The sequence below is a fragment of the Syntrophaceae bacterium genome, from assembly GCA_013177825.1.
In the GTDB taxonomy this organism is placed as follows: domain Bacteria; phylum Desulfobacterota; class Syntrophia; order Syntrophales; family PHBD01; genus PHBD01.
Genome location: JABLXX010000006.1, coordinates 163595 through 180565, shown reverse-complemented (window position 1 = coordinate 180565; position 16971 = coordinate 163595). Strand labels below are relative to the sequence as shown.

23 protein-coding genes are annotated in these 16971 nt (G+C 58.3%); all 23 read right to left on the bottom strand.

All coding sequences use genetic code 11. The features are described from left to right. Nucleotide 1: 1 nt before the first annotated feature. Nucleotides 2–1549, bottom strand: a complete 1548-nt coding sequence (locus HPY65_13775; GenBank protein NPU85541.1) for a hypothetical protein — start codon at nt 1547–1549, stop codon at nt 2–4. Continuing rightward, a complete protein-coding gene (locus HPY65_13770; protein NPU85540.1) occupies nt 1546–2067 on the bottom strand; it encodes a DUF3486 family protein in 522 nt (173 codons plus the stop codon). Before HPY65_13770 ends, HPY65_13775 begins: the two co-directional genes overlap by 4 nt. 2 nt (nt 2068–2069) lie before the next feature. Beyond that, nucleotides 2070–2384, bottom strand: a complete 315-nt coding sequence (locus tag HPY65_13765; GenBank protein ID NPU85539.1) for a hypothetical protein — start codon at nt 2382–2384, stop codon at nt 2070–2072. Then, nucleotides 2377–2661, bottom strand: coding sequence for a hypothetical protein (locus tag HPY65_13760; protein NPU85538.1), 285 nt, complete (start codon nt 2659–2661; stop codon nt 2377–2379). The genes HPY65_13765 and HPY65_13760 overlap by 8 nt, the downstream gene beginning before the upstream one ends. Nucleotides 2662–2683: 22 nt before the next feature. Next, a complete protein-coding gene (locus HPY65_13755) occupies nt 2684–2908 on the bottom strand; it encodes a hypothetical protein (protein NPU85537.1) in 225 nt (74 codons plus the stop codon). A gap of 41 nt (nt 2909–2949) precedes the next feature. Further along, on the bottom strand, nt 2950–3483 hold the full coding sequence (locus tag HPY65_13750) for a hypothetical protein (protein NPU85536.1): 534 nt from the start codon (nt 3481–3483) through the stop codon (nt 2950–2952). 14 nt (nt 3484–3497) lie between these two features. After that, on the bottom strand, nt 3498–3974 hold the full coding sequence (locus HPY65_13745; GenBank protein NPU85535.1) for a M15 family metallopeptidase: 477 nt from the start codon (nt 3972–3974) through the stop codon (nt 3498–3500). Next, nucleotides 3955–4149, bottom strand: coding sequence for a hypothetical protein (locus tag HPY65_13740; protein NPU85534.1), 195 nt, complete (start codon nt 4147–4149; stop codon nt 3955–3957). Before HPY65_13740 ends, HPY65_13745 begins: the two co-directional genes overlap by 20 nt. 1190 nt (nt 4150–5339) lie before the next feature. After that, nucleotides 5340–5759, bottom strand: coding sequence for a universal stress protein (locus HPY65_13735; GenBank protein NPU85533.1), 420 nt, complete (start codon nt 5757–5759; stop codon nt 5340–5342). After that, nucleotides 5752–6885: a cation:proton antiporter gene (locus HPY65_13730; GenBank protein NPU85532.1), complete on the bottom strand. Its 1134-nt coding sequence runs from the start codon at nt 6883–6885 to the stop codon at nt 5752–5754. The genes HPY65_13735 and HPY65_13730 overlap by 8 nt, the downstream gene beginning before the upstream one ends. Nucleotides 6886–7066: 181 nt before the next feature. Then, on the bottom strand, nt 7067–8365 hold the full coding sequence (gene eno, locus HPY65_13725; protein ID NPU85531.1) for a phosphopyruvate hydratase: 1299 nt from the start codon (nt 8363–8365) through the stop codon (nt 7067–7069). Between the two features lie 38 nt (nt 8366–8403). Then, the gene (locus HPY65_13720; GenBank protein ID NPU85530.1) at nt 8404–10074 is read right to left on the bottom strand and encodes a hypothetical protein; all 1671 of its coding nucleotides are present in this window, start codon (nt 10072–10074) and stop codon (nt 8404–8406) included. Between the two features lie 208 nt (nt 10075–10282). Beyond that, nucleotides 10283–10495, bottom strand: coding sequence for a Com family DNA-binding transcriptional regulator (locus HPY65_13715; protein ID NPU85529.1), 213 nt, complete (start codon nt 10493–10495; stop codon nt 10283–10285). Continuing rightward, the gene (locus HPY65_13710) at nt 10495–11064 is read right to left on the bottom strand and encodes a hypothetical protein (GenBank protein ID NPU85528.1); all 570 of its coding nucleotides are present in this window, start codon (nt 11062–11064) and stop codon (nt 10495–10497) included. The genes HPY65_13715 and HPY65_13710 overlap by 1 nt, the downstream gene beginning before the upstream one ends. Next, nucleotides 11061–11528 (bottom strand): hypothetical protein, encoded by a 468-nt coding sequence (locus HPY65_13705; protein NPU85527.1) that lies wholly within the window; start codon nt 11526–11528, stop codon nt 11061–11063. Before HPY65_13705 ends, HPY65_13710 begins: the two co-directional genes overlap by 4 nt. Beyond that, nucleotides 11512–11910: a hypothetical protein gene (locus HPY65_13700; GenBank protein NPU85526.1), complete on the bottom strand. Its 399-nt coding sequence runs from the start codon at nt 11908–11910 to the stop codon at nt 11512–11514. Before HPY65_13700 ends, HPY65_13705 begins: the two co-directional genes overlap by 17 nt. A gap of 20 nt (nt 11911–11930) precedes the next feature. After that, nucleotides 11931–12419, bottom strand: coding sequence for a DUF1018 domain-containing protein (locus tag HPY65_13695; GenBank protein NPU85525.1), 489 nt, complete (start codon nt 12417–12419; stop codon nt 11931–11933). Beyond that, nucleotides 12416–12868 (bottom strand): hypothetical protein, encoded by a 453-nt coding sequence (locus HPY65_13690; protein NPU85524.1) that lies wholly within the window; start codon nt 12866–12868, stop codon nt 12416–12418. The genes HPY65_13695 and HPY65_13690 overlap by 4 nt, the downstream gene beginning before the upstream one ends. 31 nt (nt 12869–12899) lie before the next feature. Further along, on the bottom strand, nt 12900–13589 hold the full coding sequence (locus tag HPY65_13685) for an ATP-binding protein (protein ID NPU85523.1): 690 nt from the start codon (nt 13587–13589) through the stop codon (nt 12900–12902). Further along, a complete protein-coding gene (locus HPY65_13680) occupies nt 13590–15839 on the bottom strand; it encodes a hypothetical protein (GenBank protein NPU85522.1) in 2250 nt (749 codons plus the stop codon). A gap of 3 nt (nt 15840–15842) precedes the next feature. Next, complete coding sequence (locus HPY65_13675; protein NPU85521.1) at nt 15843–16046, bottom strand: hypothetical protein; 204 nt, start codon at nt 16044–16046, stop codon at nt 15843–15845. After that, nucleotides 16043–16519 (bottom strand): hypothetical protein, encoded by a 477-nt coding sequence (locus HPY65_13670; protein NPU85520.1) that lies wholly within the window; start codon nt 16517–16519, stop codon nt 16043–16045. The genes HPY65_13675 and HPY65_13670 overlap by 4 nt, the downstream gene beginning before the upstream one ends. A 45-nt stretch (nt 16520–16564) precedes the next feature. Next, the gene (locus HPY65_13665) at nt 16565–16822 is read right to left on the bottom strand and encodes a helix-turn-helix transcriptional regulator (protein ID NPU85519.1); all 258 of its coding nucleotides are present in this window, start codon (nt 16820–16822) and stop codon (nt 16565–16567) included. Nucleotides 16823–16971 lie beyond the last annotated feature (149 nt).

Sequence of the window (16971 nt, the reverse complement as noted above, 5' to 3'; positions counted from 1 at the left end):
GTCACTGCCTCATGTAGTTAGCCATGCTGGTCCCGGCGGTCGTGCGTCGGACGCCGGTGGACTCGAACTCGATGTCCCCGCCCCATTCGGCATGGACGGCGTGCCAGGCCATCGCCCCGGCGATGCCGGAGTCGCCGTGGCGCTGCTTTTTGTCCTGGCCCTTCATCTTCGTCTCCGGCAGCTTCGCCACGCCCCGGACCACCTTGAAGGCCCGGTGGTCCTCGATGACATCGGCATCCTTCGCCAGGAGGATGGCCCGGTCCTCGAAGGCCGCCTTGTAACGGGGCATGTTCTCCCGGTACCAGGGCTCCGTCAGCATGACCTGGGCGATACGGGAGGCGCCGTAGCGCTGCATGGCCCGTTCGGCCAGGTACTGGCCGTTTCCCCGGGCGTCGAAGGCGCCGTATCGGAACCGCGGGAGGCGGTCGCAGATGTAGTAGAGGATCTGTTCCTGCTGCTGGAAAGGCATGTTCCGGAGCTCCAGGTGGAAGACGGCCCGCCAGTTGGCGTTCTGTTGTTCCTCCAGAGGAATGAAGACGGACAGGTCGCCGGTCCGGCCGAAGTCTTCGCCCACCACAGAGTTGCGCTCCCACCGCAGGAGTTTGAGCAGAGGCAGCAGGGTCTCCTCGCACCAGTCTTGGACCTCGGCATAGCGGAGGTGGTCCGCCAGCTCGGCGAAGGATTTCGGCTGCTCGTAGCGGATCACCGGGATCTCGGCGGACAGGCAGGTCTCGATCAGGGCGCGGGTCAGAAAGGTGCCGCTCCCCTGGCTGGGGACGCAGAACAGCTCCTCCTCGGCATCCTCGCCATAGAAGTCGATCACCTCCTGGCGCCAGGCCGCCTCGGCCTCGGGAGACCAAGGCCGCCCCAGGACCTCGCAGATCCGGTGGTACAGGCCGGCCGCCAGGGCCTCGTCGAAGTCCACCCGGTGGAGGCTGTAGGGCTTCCGGCCGGACCGGATGTCCTGGACCAGGCCGTTGAAGGGATTGTCGTCGCCGTTGTGGGTGGAGATGACCCGGACCTCGCCTCCCCAGATAAGAAGCGCCAGGGCCGCCTTCAGGAGCCCCGCCAGGTCGTCGTGGAAGGCCGCCTCGTCGATGATCACCCGGCCCTGCTTCCCGCGAAGGTTCGAAGGCCGGCTGGAAAGGGCCGTGATCCGCCAGCCCGACTGGAAGGTGATCCGGAAGGCGAGGATCTTCTTCTCCTGAACGACGCCCTCGTACTCCTCCTGATCGACCTCCTCGTATTCCTCCATCCCGGAGGCCGCCAGGTTGTAGGCCCTGGCCCAATTCGCGCAGTCGTTGATGAATTCGAGCGCCATGTCCTTCGTGTAACCGATGTACCAGACGTTCCGTTTCTCCCCCTTGCCCCGTTCCGAGGCATAGAGGGTGGAGTCCGCCGCCTCGCCCCAGGAGATCCCGATCCGGCGGGACTTCTCCATGACCTTGACGGGGGCGCGATCGGCCGCCCACCGGCCCTGGTAGGGAAGGAGGATCCCCGTCCCCTGCCGGGCCTGGTCGAAATCATTCTGGAGGGCGCCTGTCGTCATACGATCCCCAGGATCCGCCGGCGGATCTCCTCGGCCTTCTCTTCAGAGAGCCCGCCCTGCTTGGCCGTCTTGACCACGTCGTCCGCTGCGTCCCGGGCCTTGGACCGGACTTCCGCCATCCACTTCTTCTGGGCCACGGAGGCCTTGTTCAGCTTGGCCACCGCCACGGTCAGCTTGTTGAAGTCGATGCTTTCCGGATCCAGGGACTGCATCTCCACCAGGACCTGGAAGGCTTTCTCCTGGCAGAGCCGGGTCAGGGCGTCGCCCATGACGCCCTCTTCATCACCCACGGCCTCGGTGATGGCCCGGGCCTGTTCCGTGGCGATCCTGAGGGCCGAGAGCTTCTCCTCGAACTCCTGGCCGTAGCGGTGGATCGCCGAACGGGAGATCTCGAAGCCCTGCTCGGCCAGCCAATAGGCCAGGGAGGTGTAATCGGCGAAGCCGCCGCCGATCAGGCGCCGGTCGAGTTCGGCCTTCACCTCCGGGGGCAGTTTCGTGATCTTCGATCGCGCGGGCATCGTCACCACCACTTCTTCGGCCGGGCGATGCCGGGGTCGCATTCCACGGTGTATTCGACGACGTCGATGCCGTCCCGGGTCAGCTCGGCGGTCCAGCCGTGGCAGGTGTCCTTTCCCTTGATCTCCAGGAGTTTCCGGTGGTCCAGGTAGTCGAGCTCCCGGCGGATATCGAGGAGGGTCACGTCCCGGATCACCTCCTGGACCGTGGACAGGATCAGCCGCTCGTTGGCGCCGATGGGCCGAGCCGCGTCGAGGGTCGCCAGGATCAGCCAGCGGGTGCTCTCGCGCTGCACCTTCTTCAGGTCGATTTCACTCATCGGATCCTCTCATTGCTCGAAGCTCGTCGATCTTCTCGGCCAGCCGGTCCAGCTTGGCGTTGATGGTCACCTGCTGCCGGATGTCGTCCTCCTTCCGCACGTACTGGAGCGGCAGTTCCGCCTTCAGCTCCAGGAAGGCCCGCTCCAGCCGGGCATAGTCCTTGGCGGTCTCCCCGATGCCGGCCAGGCGCTTGTCGGTCTCTTCCTGGTTTCGTTTCAGCCATACCTTCACGATTCCTAGGAGGATCAGGTTCCAGGCCGCCACGAGGCCCGCCAGGAAAAGGAAAAGGGGCCACTGCTCACCCATGCCGGCGCCTCCGTTCCTGTTTCCCTTGGCAGTCGACACAGAAGGCTGCTTCGGGGACCGCCTCCAGCCGATCCGGTTCGATCTCCTCGCCGCACCGCCGGCACCGCCTCCGGCCCGGTCCCGCCCCTTCCGGGGACGGGCCGGGCCTTCGGCACGCATCAAGGGGGGTATTCGGTCGTCCGGCGAAGTGGGCCTTCAGAGCCTGTTGCCGGTACATCTCGTCATGCTGCTGGGCCAGATCGATGTCGTCCATGTTCCTCAATCCGGGATGAACCGGCCGTAGACGTTGTAAATGCCCCGGGAATCCAGCCAGCGGTTCACGTCAGCCGGGTCCGGATGCTTTAGGTCGTATTCGGGATCCACCAGGGACAGGTAACTCGCCCGGTCGGAGCAGATCTGCACGAAGGGGAGCTGGATCCAGTCCAGGTGCAGGGCCTGGCCGACGATCGCCACGGGGTCGTACAAGCGCCGGTACCAGGGCAGCTCAAGATCCGCGGCGATGGCCTGCAGGATCCGCAGCCGCTCTTCATCAGTCCACCGGGGATTGGTCCAGAACTTCAGGCGATGGCCGCCCTGGAGATAATCAGAGAGGGGAACCGTCTTAAATGTCGCATCCTGAGAGGCCAAAACGCCGGGAGCGATCAGCCACATGACGTGGTTGTAGCTCCAGGCCTGGTGGACCTTGATGGCCGTCCCGATCCAGGAGCGGAGCGCATCTGAGAAGACGATCATCGGGAACGTCTGGATCCCCATGATGTCTTCGATGGTCAGAACACGGTTCGGGTCCTTCATGGTTCATTCTCCCGTCAGGGCAGCTCAAAATGGACGTAGTCGGGCTTCCGGAAGCGGCCACCCCATTTAAGGCCGACGGATTCCCCGATCCGGCCGGCCTCCTCGTAATCGGGGATGTCATTGTCGTTGACGTCGGCCTTGAGATCCCAGGAGGGCTGCCGGTCCTTCTCGATGGCGATATCGAAGGCCCGGGCTTTGTCGTTATCCGGATTCCCGTCGTCCAGATCCACGATGTGCTTTGAAGCCAGGGTCCAGGTGACTTTCTTCCGGTTCTCGAACAGTTTAATGGGGAGCAGCCCGGCCAGTTTCCGGAGCCAGTTCGTTTTGGGCAGTGCCTCCCGGCCCTGAGCGTACAGGGCGATCTGCTCCTTGACCGTCCTGGCTGTGCAGGTAAGGCGGTAGGGGATCCCCGCCGCCTTCATCCGCTCATCGAAGAACCGCAACTTCCCCTGCAGGGCCGGTGTCAGGTCTTCAGAATTGCGGCTGGCCATCATTCCCCCCGTGCTTATGGTTCAGGATCAGGTACGTCAGGATGGTTCCCGCGTCCTCCAACTCTGCCAGCACCTGCTCCCGGGTGTAGACCGCGGATCCGGCCAAATGATCCCGGGCAATGCGGGCGCTGAGTCGGGCCTGGTAAAGCATGTCGATCGTGTCGTCTGTGGCCATGTGCAGAAAACAAAAAAGCCCGGCCCCGGAGACGTTGTCTCCGGAACCGGGCTTCGTGAGCCTCTCTCCGCCGCCGAATCAATCAGGCGGCTGCGCAGTTATAGGCGGTCGGACCGCTCGAAAATTTAATTGTAATTCTACACCATTCTTGTCATAAGTCAAGCGTTTTCTGTTTTATTGTAATAAAACGCCGGTTGGTTAAGAAAAGCTTTAAATTTGATACTCGTTTATATGTTAATCTACATTCTCTTTTTGTTCATATATTGTATTAATAATTACAAGTCCTATATCTTAACTGTATAATATTCTTTTCACCCTAGTCTTAATCTTGAGATTATTGCAAGGGCGTCGACGGCCATATGGGTATATTCAAGGGATGCAATACCCGCATGAGTCGCTCGGGAAAAACCTCCATTCCTGCTCTGACAAGCTCGTATAAACGTGCTGATGATGTCTCCATACTTGACCTCCCGGTTTAAAAACTCTGAAAGACCGATACCCGCAGACACATGTTCCAAGAAGGCTGAGTGCGCCCTAGGCATATTTATGAACCCAAAAACCGGATCTTCACAGGCCGCAAGAAAACAATCCACTCCTAAGGAAGTTACCGGATAATTAAGTCCAACAAGGATCCGAGTGGCTTGGTATGTTTCAACCAGTGTCGAGTGAGGATAACCGAACCCCCCGTCTATCTGCTGGTACCGGAACAGGAAATCCGTAAGGGACTCCTTCTGTGGAAACGTTACGGATAGTCTTTGTAGCTGTCGCAGTTCAATAACCGTCATTAACTTATAGAAGATGGATGTCACTCCAACTGGTAGGCAATCGACGTCATAGGCCCGCAAATGCTGAAGGATGTAAGTAGAGGGATCCGTTTTGGGTTCAAGGCCCAGGATTGAGAGGCTTTTGAGGCAGTAATACGCTTGGAATATGCTCTCATAGGCACCATTAGACGTCTGGCGATCCAGAAGAAAAGCTGCTGTTTCATCATCTTGTTCAAGTCGATCCAGCAAGCGAAGCGAGGACAAGGCGTGATAAGTATCTGATCCATTCGGTTCCGGGAGTCGATAGAAGCAATATCCCCCACCAGTACATCGTCTCTCCCGAATGTAATGTACAATCAAATCATTGCATAGCTCGCTTCCCGACATACACCCGGGATTCGCAACGACTTTCACCTGATGAATTCCTTATTTTACGACAAGGACCGAGCAGGGCGCGAGGCGAACTAGGTTCTGGCAGGTGCTTCCCATGACCCGGTCATACAACGCCGAACGGCCCATAAATCCTAGAACAAGGAGATCAAATTTGAATTTCTTCGTCATTTCGATGATCGTTTTGGCCTCGTGCCCGACAATGACGTGAACATGAAGATCCACTCCGGCCTCCTGAGCTATCTCCCGTGCGCCAGCAGCAATTTCGTTGAAATAGGCCTTGGAAGAAGCTTCCTCTTCCATCACCTCTCCAATGGTACCGGCATAGTGGGGAACCTCCTGAACGCTTACGGAATGCAGTTCTGCTCCATGCAGTCTTGCAATGTCTATAGCTTCCTTTAGCGCTTTGAAAGCCCCTTCCGATCCATCCATTCCGTGCAATATTTTTTTATACATCGGTCTTTTCCTCCAAACCATTCATAGGGGGTTGAAACCACTTCTGTGCGACAAGAGTGGGAAGCAGGGCGCTTCCGATCACGGCCGCAACAAGGATCGTGTATTGGTCCTGGCTGATAATTCCGTTGTTCAGACCGAACAGGGAGGCAATCGTTCCGAACGTGAGACCAGTGCACATCATAAGCGTGGTGTAAGTCCCTTCACGGGACTTAAACCGGAAACTTCTGGTGAGCGGCCAGACGCCGATGAACTTCGTCAGCATTTTTACGGCCAGAAAGATCAGGATCAGGACGAACGCAGATTGAACAACAGAATACTTTACGAACGAGCCTGCCTTCAGAAAATAAAAGGGCGTGAGGAACACGAAAGTACCGGCCCGCAATCGCTTGGCATGTTCCTTCTCCTTCAGAAAGAAGGGCGCCAGAACCATGCCGATCAAATAGGCCGGCAGAATCGCTTCACACTTGGCCAAGTCACCCAGCCCTCCTAGTAGAAAAAGCAGGACAAAAATGAACTTGATTCTCGGTTCACTGACCCTATCCCCAACCCTGCGGAAAAAACAGGGAAGAAATCTCGGGATTCCCCACATGGCTGCCGCTGTGACAAGTATGAAAACAGCCAGCCAGACATCGTAATCGGCGAAAAGAGCGCCGAGGACGACAACGGTTCCCAGGTCGTTAATGAAACATGCCGCCAGAATGATCTTGCCCAGTTCGGTCTGATTGAGTCCCGTTTCCACCATGACGGCGTAAACAACCGCAACGGACGTTGTTGACAAGGCAAGAGCGGCAATTTGCGACTGCGGCCAGGTCCACCCAAGAGCATAACGGCTGAATAGAAGGATTCCGGAAAATGGGATAAGAAATCCTGCCATTCCGATCCCAATGCTCGACCCGAAATGTTTTCGGATCACTTGGGGATCTACTTCAGCCCCTGCCAAGAATGTCAGCATGATGGAGCCAACGCCCGCCAGGTAATTGACCCATGGAGTTATGCTGAGACCAACAATGTTTCCCGCGAGAAAACCGACGAAGATTTCGATGAGTGCAACGGAAATGCCTACCCGGATGGAGATGAGTGATGACAACAGGGCCAAGCCCATCCAAAGCGCAGAGGTAAGCCAGATGCTATCCACCGCCATGATTGATGCTCCTTTCGCCAATTAGAATGCGTTTTGCCTCGCTCTTTCTCTGAAAAAGTTCGGCTGGCAGGAGTCATCAGCTGATCAAAGCAGCAGTTACGGTGGACCCCATCACCCGACATGGAAATTACCGCCCCTTCTTTTGAATCTCTGCGGATTTCCGTTCTCAGGTTTTGTCCTTCACGCCACCTCCCTTCAGTGGATTTTCGAAAATCGCCGCCTTCCCGAGTTCAGTCTCGATTTCTAGAAGGCGGTTATACTTTGCAATTCGCTCGCTGCGGCAGGCAGACCCTGTTTTGATCTGTCCTCCTCCCATCGCAACGGCAAAATCGGCCAGGAACGTATCTTCCGTTTCACCGGAACGATGAGATATTACATAACCCCAACCGGCTTTCCGGCATAGGCTGATCGCTTCCATCGTCTCTGTAATGGTGCCGATCTGGTTCAGCTTGATCAGGACCGCGTTGGCCGTCTTCTCATGAATGCCCTGCTGTACGAACATGGGATTGGTGACGAAGATGTCGTCCCCCACGATTTGGATCCGGTCTCCCTGCGTGGCCGTCTGCTGACGGAATCCTTCCCAGTCGGTCTCCGCCAGTCCGTCCTCAATGGAAACGATAGGATATTTACTGATCCATTTGTCATAAAAGGTGATCATATCCCGACTTGTTTTCTTTCCCTGCCCCGACTTCAATAGGTTGTATATGCCGTTCTCATAAAAAGAACTGGCCGCTGGATCGAGTGCAATGGCAATGTCTTTGCCCGGCTTGTAACCGGCTTCCCAGATGGCCTCGACGATCACATCACATGACTCGTCGTTACTTTTCAGGTCCGGTGCAAATCCACCTTCGTCGCCGACGTTGGTTGCGTATCCCTTCGCGGCGAGAATGCCTTTCAGGGCATGAAACGTCTCAGCTCCATAACGAAGGGCCTCACTAAAGGAAGGAGCGCCCACTGGCATGATCATGAATTCCTGGAAGTCGACGCTGTTGTCGGCATGCTTGCCACCATTGAGGATGTTCATCATGGGGACAGGCAGGCGCAGCGCCCCGAAACCGCCCATGTAGGCATAGAGGGGAAGGCCCGCCGCCATCGAGGCCGCCCGAGCGACAGCCATAGAAACACTCAGGATCGCGTTGGCCCCCAGCTTTGCCTTATTCGTAGTCCCATCCAAGAGGATCATGAGGCGATCAATCTCCGCCTGCTGAGTGGGGTCCATATCAATCAGAATTGGTGCGATAAGTTCCTTCACATGGGCAACCGCCTTGAGGACTCCTTTGCCTCCGTAACGGGTCCGCCCACCATCTCTGAGTTCAATGGCTTCGTTTTCCCCGGTGGATGCCCCAGAGGGAACAGATGCGGATGCGGTGATGCCTCCAGTCAGAGTAACGTAGGTCCGGATGGTAGGGTTTCCTCGAGAATCGAGGATTTCAATAGCATTGATGGCTTTGATCTTCTGGTTCATGGCGTTTTCTCCGTTCTGATGATGATGGAACCCATCGTTCAGCATGCGGGTCCCTCATTTCTGTCGATTGCATTGATAAGACCTTGGATCGTTTCCGTTTGGTCCTCCGTCCGAGACAGGAGTCCCTCGATGGTTTCGATCTCCTCCCGGATGTAGCGGGAGGCCTGCTTTCTCATGTCCTCAATGGTTCGATTTATACGTTCCTCCCAGGAATTCGACAGGCGGGAGAAGTTCACCTCTACCTGTTTGGGAATCTGGGCTAGAAAATGGCGTTCGAAGAACCTCCTGAACAGGACCATAGGAATCAGGAACCACAGAAGGTCGTAGTTGAACTGGAAGGTATGCCCTACCTGGATGTCCGGCCGGGAGGGCTCGTCTACCTCGATGTTCCACTGCGCCGTGGCCATCCGGACATCCAGGACCCGCTCTATGTTACCCTCCAAAATGGCCCGGAAGGACTTCAAATATCGATCCAGGGCTGATTGAGTCTTGAGCAGCGTGCCGAAGAAATTCCGGTTTTCTCTCTGGGAGATCTCTTCCAGTTCCTCTGTCAGGACGTCACGAAGCCACTCCTCATATCGGCGCGACAGTTTCCAGAGGTTCCCATGCCAGCTGGCCATATCGTTCGCGAGTCGGGCGGCAAGCTTCTCTTTAAGGGGTCTTTTGAACTGGTTCAGATACTTGTCAATATTAACCCGGGTGTAGCGGCAGGTCTCCCGGGTCATGATCATCAACTCCTCGTCGATCTGGGTGATGTTGGATTTCTCCCCAAGAATCTGGTCCCGGAGGGCCTGGCGGTCCTCATCGGCACGGAGGGAGGTTTTGAGGGCGATGTCTAAGTAACTCGAGCAGCTTCCTGCAAGGGACCGGATCTTGTAATGGAGGATCCGGATAAACTCGGAGTCTCGATTCCTAGCCAAGGGAGTGAGGAGTTCTGTTTCCAGCCTGTTCTTGAGAAGATCCGTATCCTGGCGGTTGGAGAAGAGATAAATTGGAAATTCGCGGTTTAGTTCCTTTTTCAAGGTTGCTTGGAAAAAGCGCACCACCTCGTCCTGTTGAGCTGGCAGTAGTAGGTCCACCTTTGTAAGGATCAGAACGATTTCGGGCGTGTACCGGAGAACTTCTCGAATCAGAACTAGGTCTTGATCTGAGAGAGGCCGATCTGCGCTGATGGCCAAGAGCGCAGATCCCACTTCCGGAAGCCAGTTCTCCGAGGTCTCCATGTGGTATTTAAAAACGCTCCCCAGACCCGGTGTATCCACAAAACGGAGTCCCCAATATCTGTCCAGCGAGGGCAGATCGATATCAACAACCGCCACGTCTTTTTCATTGTTTGGATTTTTCGCTTCGGAAGTGAACTCCTCAAGACAATCGAGGGAAATCTCTGTCCGAGTCCCATCGAAATGAGACACGACAGCTCGCTCCTCGGGACCATGCATAATGCGGGTGATAACCGTTGTCACCGGAATGACGCCCACAGGCAACAAACGGCGACCGAGAAGGCTGTTGAGAAAGGAACTCTTTCCTGCCTTGAACTGACCAAAGACGGCTACATCGATGATAGGACTTTTCGCAGCAAGGCCTTCGCAGATGTCAAGAGTCCGCTCAAGGGAGACTAGGTGAAAACGGGAGACAGCCTCGCGAATGGGAACGAGAATCTCAAGAAAACTGGGCGAGGTGGCGGAGATGGTCTGTTCGACAGAAGGCATAAAAAAGCTCCTCCAGGATTCGTGTCCTGCAGGAGCCTTTCCCCCTGCTGGACACATCGTTCAAGCAGGAGTCATTAGCCCCAAGGGCGGTTCTCGGTGAACTCCATCACCATGTATATCTTTATCTGAATTCACGAGAACTTGTCAAGTATCTTAAATGAATTCTTCCCTAGAGGCGTTCGAGTCTGACGATCCCTACACATCAAAGTTATCGACAATATGGTGCTTTCGGGAGACTCAAGAGACACCCACATTTGGGACATTTTATTTCCACCCTCTTGACTTCGCCCTTCATAAGTAGTCGATGGCAGCGAGGGCAGCGGATTTCAGGTAAAGAAAGAGGAGGGCTGGCAGGATTGATGGCGACATGGGTGTTACCATTCACCTCTTTGGCCGTAACGATATTTCGAAGCCCCATCATTAACCACCTAAAGACTCCAATAGGTCCTTTACCCGCTGTTTGTTCTCTTCAATCAGTTCCGACGTAAGGTTAGCCGGAGGCATCTCCCTGCTGACGGCAAAGGCATGGGTAACGTGACTGCCTGCCTCTCGTTCCCCCCCTATTCTTTGCCTTTCCTCCCTCTGTTTCAGTCCCTGCTCTGCCGATCGTCGAGCCTCCCGGGCCTCCCGTTCAGCGATCGAGATCATGATCTTCTTCAGGTAGTTGTGGTTTTCTAGAGGGTCGTCAAAATGGCGGTGGACGATGATGTTCAGGGCCTCGGCAATCCCCTGAGTGCTGATCCGGTATGTGCGGCGGTTGTAGGTGAAGGCTTCGGCATGGAAGAGGTTCTTCATTTCTTCCTGCAGGACCCTGGTCTTCTTTGCCCGGGACCGCATAGGCCGGATGCTGAAGAGTTCCGTGTAGGCCCAGACGAGGAGGGCATGCATCCCGAAGACTGTCTGCATCTTGATGATGGCCAGGAGATCTTCCTCCAGCCGGATCTCCAAGTAGTCGCATTCCCTGGAGCAGAAAGGGCACCGAAATTTCATCGTTTCAGCTCGTACTCAAATTTCTCGCCGGGCTTCCGTGTGGCGCCGATCAGGAAGAGCTTCGTGTCAGGCCATTTCTCGACTGCATCGCGGTCCAGGCTCTTGACGGTCTTGATCACATCCGTGAATCCCAACTCTTCGCACTTGGCCAAGGCGGTCTTGGGAATGGTCACCTTGTCGCCGGACTCTCGGATCAGGGTGCCATTGAGCAGGCGGACGACGTCCGTCCCATCGAAGAGGGCCGCTTTGTTCGCCTTCATGAGGCCCTGGAGGGCTTTCCCGTCCCGTTCCACTGTAGCCTTCATCGGGGCCATCATCCCTTCGTAGTGGGCCTTCAGGCGTTCGACTTCCCCATTAAATTGTTCCGTCAAGAGGTCGATGCCCGTCTGTGAGACGGCGATGGCCAGCAGCAGTTCCTCGGCCTCGCTCCGGACCTTCTCGATCGGTTCATGCTGCTTCTTCACGATTCCCCTCCATGCCCAGCTTGATCTGCCCCAGGTAGTTGGGGAGAGAGATCTTCTTGATCCTGGCGTTCCTGGACAAGATGGACAGTGCCCGCCGTTCCCCACGGCGGAGGTAGTCCGTCAGCTCGCTTCCCGCCGCGGCCAGGTAGTACCCTCCGCCGCTCTGGGACGACACGGAGCAAATGGGAACCCCTTCTTCCCGCAAGATCGTCACGAGATGGCGCAGATCCCGGGTGTCGTTGATCTTGTGGTTCCAGGGACGGCCGAAGACCGCCTCGTACAACTCCGCCATGCCCACGGCATTGTGGGCGCCGATATGCTCCGTCAGCTTACCCAGGAGACGCATCCGGTTGTCCGGGGTATTGATGAGATTCTCTGCCATGATGAAACCTCCCTTTCCAGTCAGGTTGTCGCCGATTCTGTTTCCTTGATCTTCCCCAGGACGGCCAGGAGCCTCTCCAGCTTCCCGGCGTCCCGGCACCAGGCAAGCTGCCCGGTCCCGCAAATCCGCTCCGCCAGGCCCGCCAGGCGTTTCTCCCCGTTTTGGATCTCTCCGGCCAGCTCCAGGCAGCGGGATCGCAGGGCCTCGATGTGCTCCTCCCGGCCGGCGGGGTGCCGCGTCTTGACGGGTTTCCAGCCGTAGTGCTTCAAGAGCTTCACCAGGTCTTCCAACTGCTGAAGTGTAAGATCCGCCGCCGTGGAGACCTTGAAGGCCCGGAGGATCATCTCGTACTCTCCCTCGTTGAGCCCCATTTCCTTCCGGGCGATGTGGATCTTGGCCAGGAGCCCCCGACGTTGCTTCGCCTGGGCATCCGACCGGATGGGTGGTGGTCCTTTCTGTTCGTGAATAGGGAAGGGGAAGGTCGTCCCGGGGATCGTCGCGGCATTCATTCCATGACCTCCAGGCGGAAACGGTTCGTGTCGACGACCCGGTACAGGGCTTCCCGGCCGTAACTGGAGGATCGGGCGCGGAAGCCTTCCCGTCTCAAGTGGCCTTCCTGGAGGAGACGGCTCACGAGCTTGTCGATATGGCTCCGGCCGGCTCCGGTCATCCGTTCGATGTCTGAAACGGCGAAGGATTCCTGGAAACTGATCATCCGCATGGCCTTGAGGATCTTGTCCTTGTTGTCTCCCGGCTTTGCCTTCAGACGGACACCGGCCACAAAGCGCCACCGGGTCGCAGTTTGTCGCCGAATATGTTTGTCATGAACAACGGCGATCTCCCCGCGGCGGGCAAAGTCTCGGAGGGCCTTCTGGACCTGGTCGCGGTCCTTGCCCCGGGGAACGTCCATGCCGTCGCAGATCTGCTTTTTCGTGAAGGGGCCTCGGCGGTTCCTCATCCATTCCCGCATGCGGCCGGCCATGCCTGTCTTAGGCGTTCCGGAGGACATCTTTCGCCATATCCAGGGTGCATTCATCGAGACCCGAGGCCTTCAACGCCCGCTCGACGCCGATGGCCGCCGTCAGGACCGGCCGCCAGTCGCCCCGGCCATGCTTGTGGATCAGGGCCGCCACGTCGGGCGTCAGTTTCAGCTCCAGGCAGCGCTTGAAGAAGAAGGCCACGTCCTGCTGGGTCACCGGGGTGAACTCCATCCGCCGGCGGATCCGGCTGGCCAGGCGCCGGCGGGACTCGATCTTCCCCTTCAGCTCGTCCTCGCCGATCAGGACCAGGGGACAGGCGTACCGCTCGTTCAGGTTCCGGAGCATCTCCAGAATGGACATGGGAAGGAGATCCGCCTCGTCGATGAAGATCAGGCGGCGTTCCTTGGCCATCTCCTCGCCGATGACGGCCAGGCAGGCCTCGGACCGGACCGGCCGGACCTTTCCCAGCTCGAAGGAGATCTCCCGGAGGACCATCGCCGGGGTCCGGGTATTCAAGGGAGGGATGTAGACCGCGCTGGAATGGACGGCGTAGTGTTTGGCCGCCTCCGTCTTTCCGCGCCCCGCCGGGCCGGTGACCATCGCCAGGGACGGACCCGCCAGGGAGGAGGAATCCTCCATCTCCTGGCAGAGGGACCGGAACTTGTTGACGTTCGCCGTGTCGATAAATTCGTTTTTCATTCAGCCTCCATAAGAAACGTAAGAGTCCCAATAGTCCCGCTGTCCTTCCGTGAGACCCGCCATGTAACGGGTCCGGAAGGCCTCGTCCTCCTCCGCCAGGGTGCCCCCGGCCTGGAGGAAGTTCATGATCCATTCGAACCGGCTGAAGTCGTCCAGGAAGTAGGTCGGACGGCCCGGCAGGGGTTTCGATGCCTTGGCCGGCAGGGGGACCCCCTGCTCCATCCGCTCGACTGCCCGGTCGAGCTCTTCCTGGCTCAGGGGCCGGTGGAATTCTTTCTGCTCAATGGCCCGGCGCTTCCGGTCCTCGCCGATGATCGCCACCGCCCGTTCCATCTCGGGGACCTTGGAGTATTCCCGGAAGTCCGGGGCCAGGGAGGAGATCCGCTTGAACTCCTCGGCGAAGCGTTTACGCCGTTCCCGCTTCTCGGCGATCTTCCGGGCAGCCAGATCCATGTCCTTCATGCTGGACCGCTCCACCGGGACGGCGGTGCAGAGGTATCGGCCTCCCCGGAAGACGTGGAGCTCGTCCATCGTCATGGGGTTGTACCGAAGGTCGACCTTCTCCTTGTGGAGTTCCAGGAGGGCGTCGTGTTCGTAGAAATCGTTGTCGAAGGCGATCCGGCCCATGTGGACGGTCCGGCTGCCCCGGGCCAGGAAGATCAGGTCCGCCGCCTCGGCGGAGATCATCCGGGGGCGCCATCCTTCCTCATAGCAGGCCTTCAGGCAGTCATAGGGGGTGGCCTCTTTCGGTCGCGGCTTCCAGGACCATTCCCGGAGGACACCCCGATGGGTCTTCTTCCGGTTGTAGTGGTCGCAGGCCTTATACAGTGCCAGGGCAAATTCCCGGGCTGTCAGGAGCTTGCCCGCCTTGGCCAGGGCCTGAGCCTCCTGGTGGTCGATGTCCTGGGCGTGGATGTCGTCGGTGAGGCGTTTCGTGTGCCCGGGGAGGGCCAGGCGGCTGGCCATGATCGTCTCCAGGTTGTCGAAGGACTTCTCGATCATCTTTGCCTTGGCGTTCTTGACGACGGCCTTCCGGTGAGTCCCCGGTAAGATGATGTTCGGGGCGATGTCCTCCCCGTCCAGGTCCAGGACGTCCATCATGACCTCGGAGGTGCGTTCCCATTCCATCCCCAGGGAGCGGAGGTTTGCCAGGATCCCCGTCAGGAACTTCGAGCACTCGGGTTTGCCGTTGTCGGTGTAGACGCTGGTGAAGGCCCCGTAGCAGGCCACACCGATCCGGAGTGCCAGGCCGATCAGCCAGGCGTCGTACCGGCGGTCGACCGCGGCGCCGTAGATGACCCGGGTGCGGAGATCCTGCCAGAGGTAGCCTTCCGGTCGGTAGACCTCGCCGGTCTCCTCGTCCACCACCCAGCGGTCAAAACGGTGCTGGTCGCCGACAATGATTTCGAAGGGGGCCAGGTCGGAATAATCCCGGAGGACCGGGGGCAGGACGTTGTCCAGAGCCCGGAGGCCGCCCTTCTGCATGGCCTCCATCAAAGGGTTCCATCTTTTCTCGAACCACCAGTTGGCGGATTCATACCCGCCGATCCGCCAGCCTCGGCGTGTTGCCTCGACCACCAGGATATCGTACAGGTCCCGGCGCTTCATGGCTCGGTGCTCCCGTTTCGCGCAGAGGGAGATCCAGAAGTCCACCGCCTCCGGGGACCACTTCCGGGGCTGGTCCTTCGATGATTTCCGGTGGCAGATGCCGGCGATGCCCCGCTGGTCGTACTTTTTCATCCAGCGGTAGATCGCCTGCCAGGTGACGCCGTGCTTGAAGGCGACAGCCTCGATCCACTTGCGCTTGCCCTTTGTCCAGATTCGGGGGACCGTCTCCGCCTCCCGGAGGATGGCGAGGATGTTCCGGACCCGCTCATTCTGCAGATCCTGTTCACTGATGGCCGTCTCGGGGGTCCAGGAGGGGCGCTTCTCCGTCAGGGCCTGGGTCAAGGTGGGCAGTTCCATCGGCGCCGGCGCCGGGCTTCCCTCTTGCCGGAGAACCTCGACCGCCTTGGCCGCAGCCGTGGGCGCCAGGACAGGGAGCAGTTCCGGGCGGGCGCCTTCCTTATTAATAATGGCCTCCTGGATGTCGGCCGGGAGGGATGCGAGGGGGTACTCGTTTTGAGGGCCGCCCTTGCCGTTCTTGATAACAAAGGTCCAGTTTTCCTTCTTAGCCCGGCGCAGGATGGTGACCCGTGATGCGCCGACGATCTCTGCGACCTGTTTCGCCGTGTACGTCTGTTCCATCATCTCCTACCTGTTCAGGACGTTGACGATGACGCCCAGGAAGTATCCCGATGCGAAAAGGAGGAAGCCCCGGATGATCTTCGCCAGGGCGGGACTCACAAAAAGCCGGTCCGTCCAGGCCACGACCCTGCCGGCCAGATCCTCCCAATCGATGCGCTGGATCCCGGTCTCGGTCTTGGCCATCATGCGTGCGATCTCTCTCGCCGTCATCGCTCTGCCTCCATTTCCTTGAGGAAGGTCATCCGCTTCCGCTTTTCCGCCTGCTTCTTTGCGATCTCCTCTTCGATCCGCTGGATCTCTGCCCGCAGGGCCTCGGGTCCGGGGAGGACGAAGGCGCCGACGAGCTGTCCCAGGAACCGGAGGGGCTCCTGGGATCCCGTCGCCGCGCAGAAGGCAGGCAAAAAAACAGCCGGAAAGCGGTGTCCTTCCTTGGACTCCGCCGTCCAGCTGTCGATCATGGTCTTGGTGATGTCCTGGCCGACCAACTCGCTCATCCGCGCCGCCACCTGGTAACGGGAGAGGGGGCAACAGCGGAGGGCTTCATTCAGGACTTCCCGGTATTGCCGGTCGATGTCCAGGCTTCCGGGCGGATTAAAATGCTCCGGGGGCTCAGATTGGGCGGTTTCCAGGATTTCGAAGATGGAAAGCTGGTGAATGTCTATTCTTTTTTTGTTATTTGACATTGCAGCACCGCCGAAAATTGGTTAAGACAGCGTTACAAAATTCAGTTAGGCAGCTCTTCTTTCCACCGGTTTGCACGCAGGCCGGCCCGGTTTCCTCGGGCCGCCGCATAAATAGGCCGAGGGCCAAATCAGCCCCAGGGGGGTGTTGATGGCCTCGGAAATGGCCTTCCGGATACGGTGGGAGACATTCATCCCCTCGATGATCCGATGGACGGCGGTTTGTGAGACGCCGACCCTCCGGGCGATTTCAGCCTGGGTTACGCCAGCGCGAAGCAGGGCGATCCGGATGTCGCCAGCAGTCATATCCATTGATTTCGGCTTCCTGGTAACTGACGGGGTGCGCTTCTTGCCGCCCATGAAGGGCCTCCCTTTTTTTAAGTGAGGATTAGCTTATTGAATAAACCCAATATACCAACATGGGTGCATAGTCAAGCCCTTTGTGGGTGAACAAC

Bases quoted from the DNA above. Each gene is read 5' to 3' on its own strand.
- HPY65_13775 (NPU85541.1), bottom strand. From the start codon at position 1,549: ATGACGACAGGCGCCCTCCAGAATGATTTCGACCAGGCCCGGCAGGGG.
- HPY65_13770 (NPU85540.1), bottom strand. From the start codon at position 2,067: ATGCCCGCGCGATCGAAGATCACGAAACTGCCCCCGGAGGTGAAGGCC.
- HPY65_13765 (NPU85539.1), bottom strand. From the start codon at position 2,384: ATGAGTGAAATCGACCTGAAGAAGGTGCAGCGCGAGAGCACCCGCTGG.
- HPY65_13755 (NPU85537.1), bottom strand. From the start codon at position 2,908: ATGTACCGGCAACAGGCTCTGAAGGCCCACTTCGCCGGACGACCGAAT.
- HPY65_13750 (NPU85536.1), bottom strand. From the start codon at position 3,483: ATGAAGGACCCGAACCGTGTTCTGACCATCGAAGACATCATGGGGATC.
- HPY65_13745 (NPU85535.1), bottom strand. From the start codon at position 3,974: ATGGCCAGCCGCAATTCTGAAGACCTGACACCGGCCCTGCAGGGGAAG.
- HPY65_13740 (NPU85534.1), bottom strand. From the start codon at position 4,149: ATGGCCACAGACGACACGATCGACATGCTTTACCAGGCCCGACTCAGC.
- HPY65_13735 (NPU85533.1), bottom strand. From the start codon at position 5,759: ATGTATAAAAAAATATTGCACGGAATGGATGGATCGGAAGGGGCTTTC.
- eno (NPU85531.1), bottom strand. From the start codon at position 8,365: ATGAACCAGAAGATCAAAGCCATCAATGCTATTGAAATCCTCGATTCT.
- HPY65_13720 (NPU85530.1), bottom strand. From the start codon at position 10,074: ATGCCTTCTGTCGAACAGACCATCTCCGCCACCTCGCCCAGTTTTCTT.
- HPY65_13715 (NPU85529.1), bottom strand. From the start codon at position 10,495: ATGATGGGGCTTCGAAATATCGTTACGGCCAAAGAGGTGAATGGTAAC.
- HPY65_13710 (NPU85528.1), bottom strand. From the start codon at position 11,064: ATGAAATTTCGGTGCCCTTTCTGCTCCAGGGAATGCGACTACTTGGAG.
- HPY65_13700 (NPU85526.1), bottom strand. From the start codon at position 11,910: ATGGCAGAGAATCTCATCAATACCCCGGACAACCGGATGCGTCTCCTG.
- HPY65_13695 (NPU85525.1), bottom strand. From the start codon at position 12,419: ATGAATGCCGCGACGATCCCCGGGACGACCTTCCCCTTCCCTATTCAC.
- HPY65_13690 (NPU85524.1), bottom strand. From the start codon at position 12,868: ATGAGGAACCGCCGAGGCCCCTTCACGAAAAAGCAGATCTGCGACGGC.
- HPY65_13685 (NPU85523.1), bottom strand. From the start codon at position 13,589: ATGAAAAACGAATTTATCGACACGGCGAACGTCAACAAGTTCCGGTCC.
- HPY65_13680 (NPU85522.1), bottom strand. From the start codon at position 15,839: ATGATGGAACAGACGTACACGGCGAAACAGGTCGCAGAGATCGTCGGC.
- HPY65_13675 (NPU85521.1), bottom strand. From the start codon at position 16,046: ATGACGGCGAGAGAGATCGCACGCATGATGGCCAAGACCGAGACCGGG.
- HPY65_13670 (NPU85520.1), bottom strand. From the start codon at position 16,519: ATGTCAAATAACAAAAAAAGAATAGACATTCACCAGCTTTCCATCTTC.
- HPY65_13665 (NPU85519.1), bottom strand. From the start codon at position 16,822: ATGACTGCTGGCGACATCCGGATCGCCCTGCTTCGCGCTGGCGTAACC.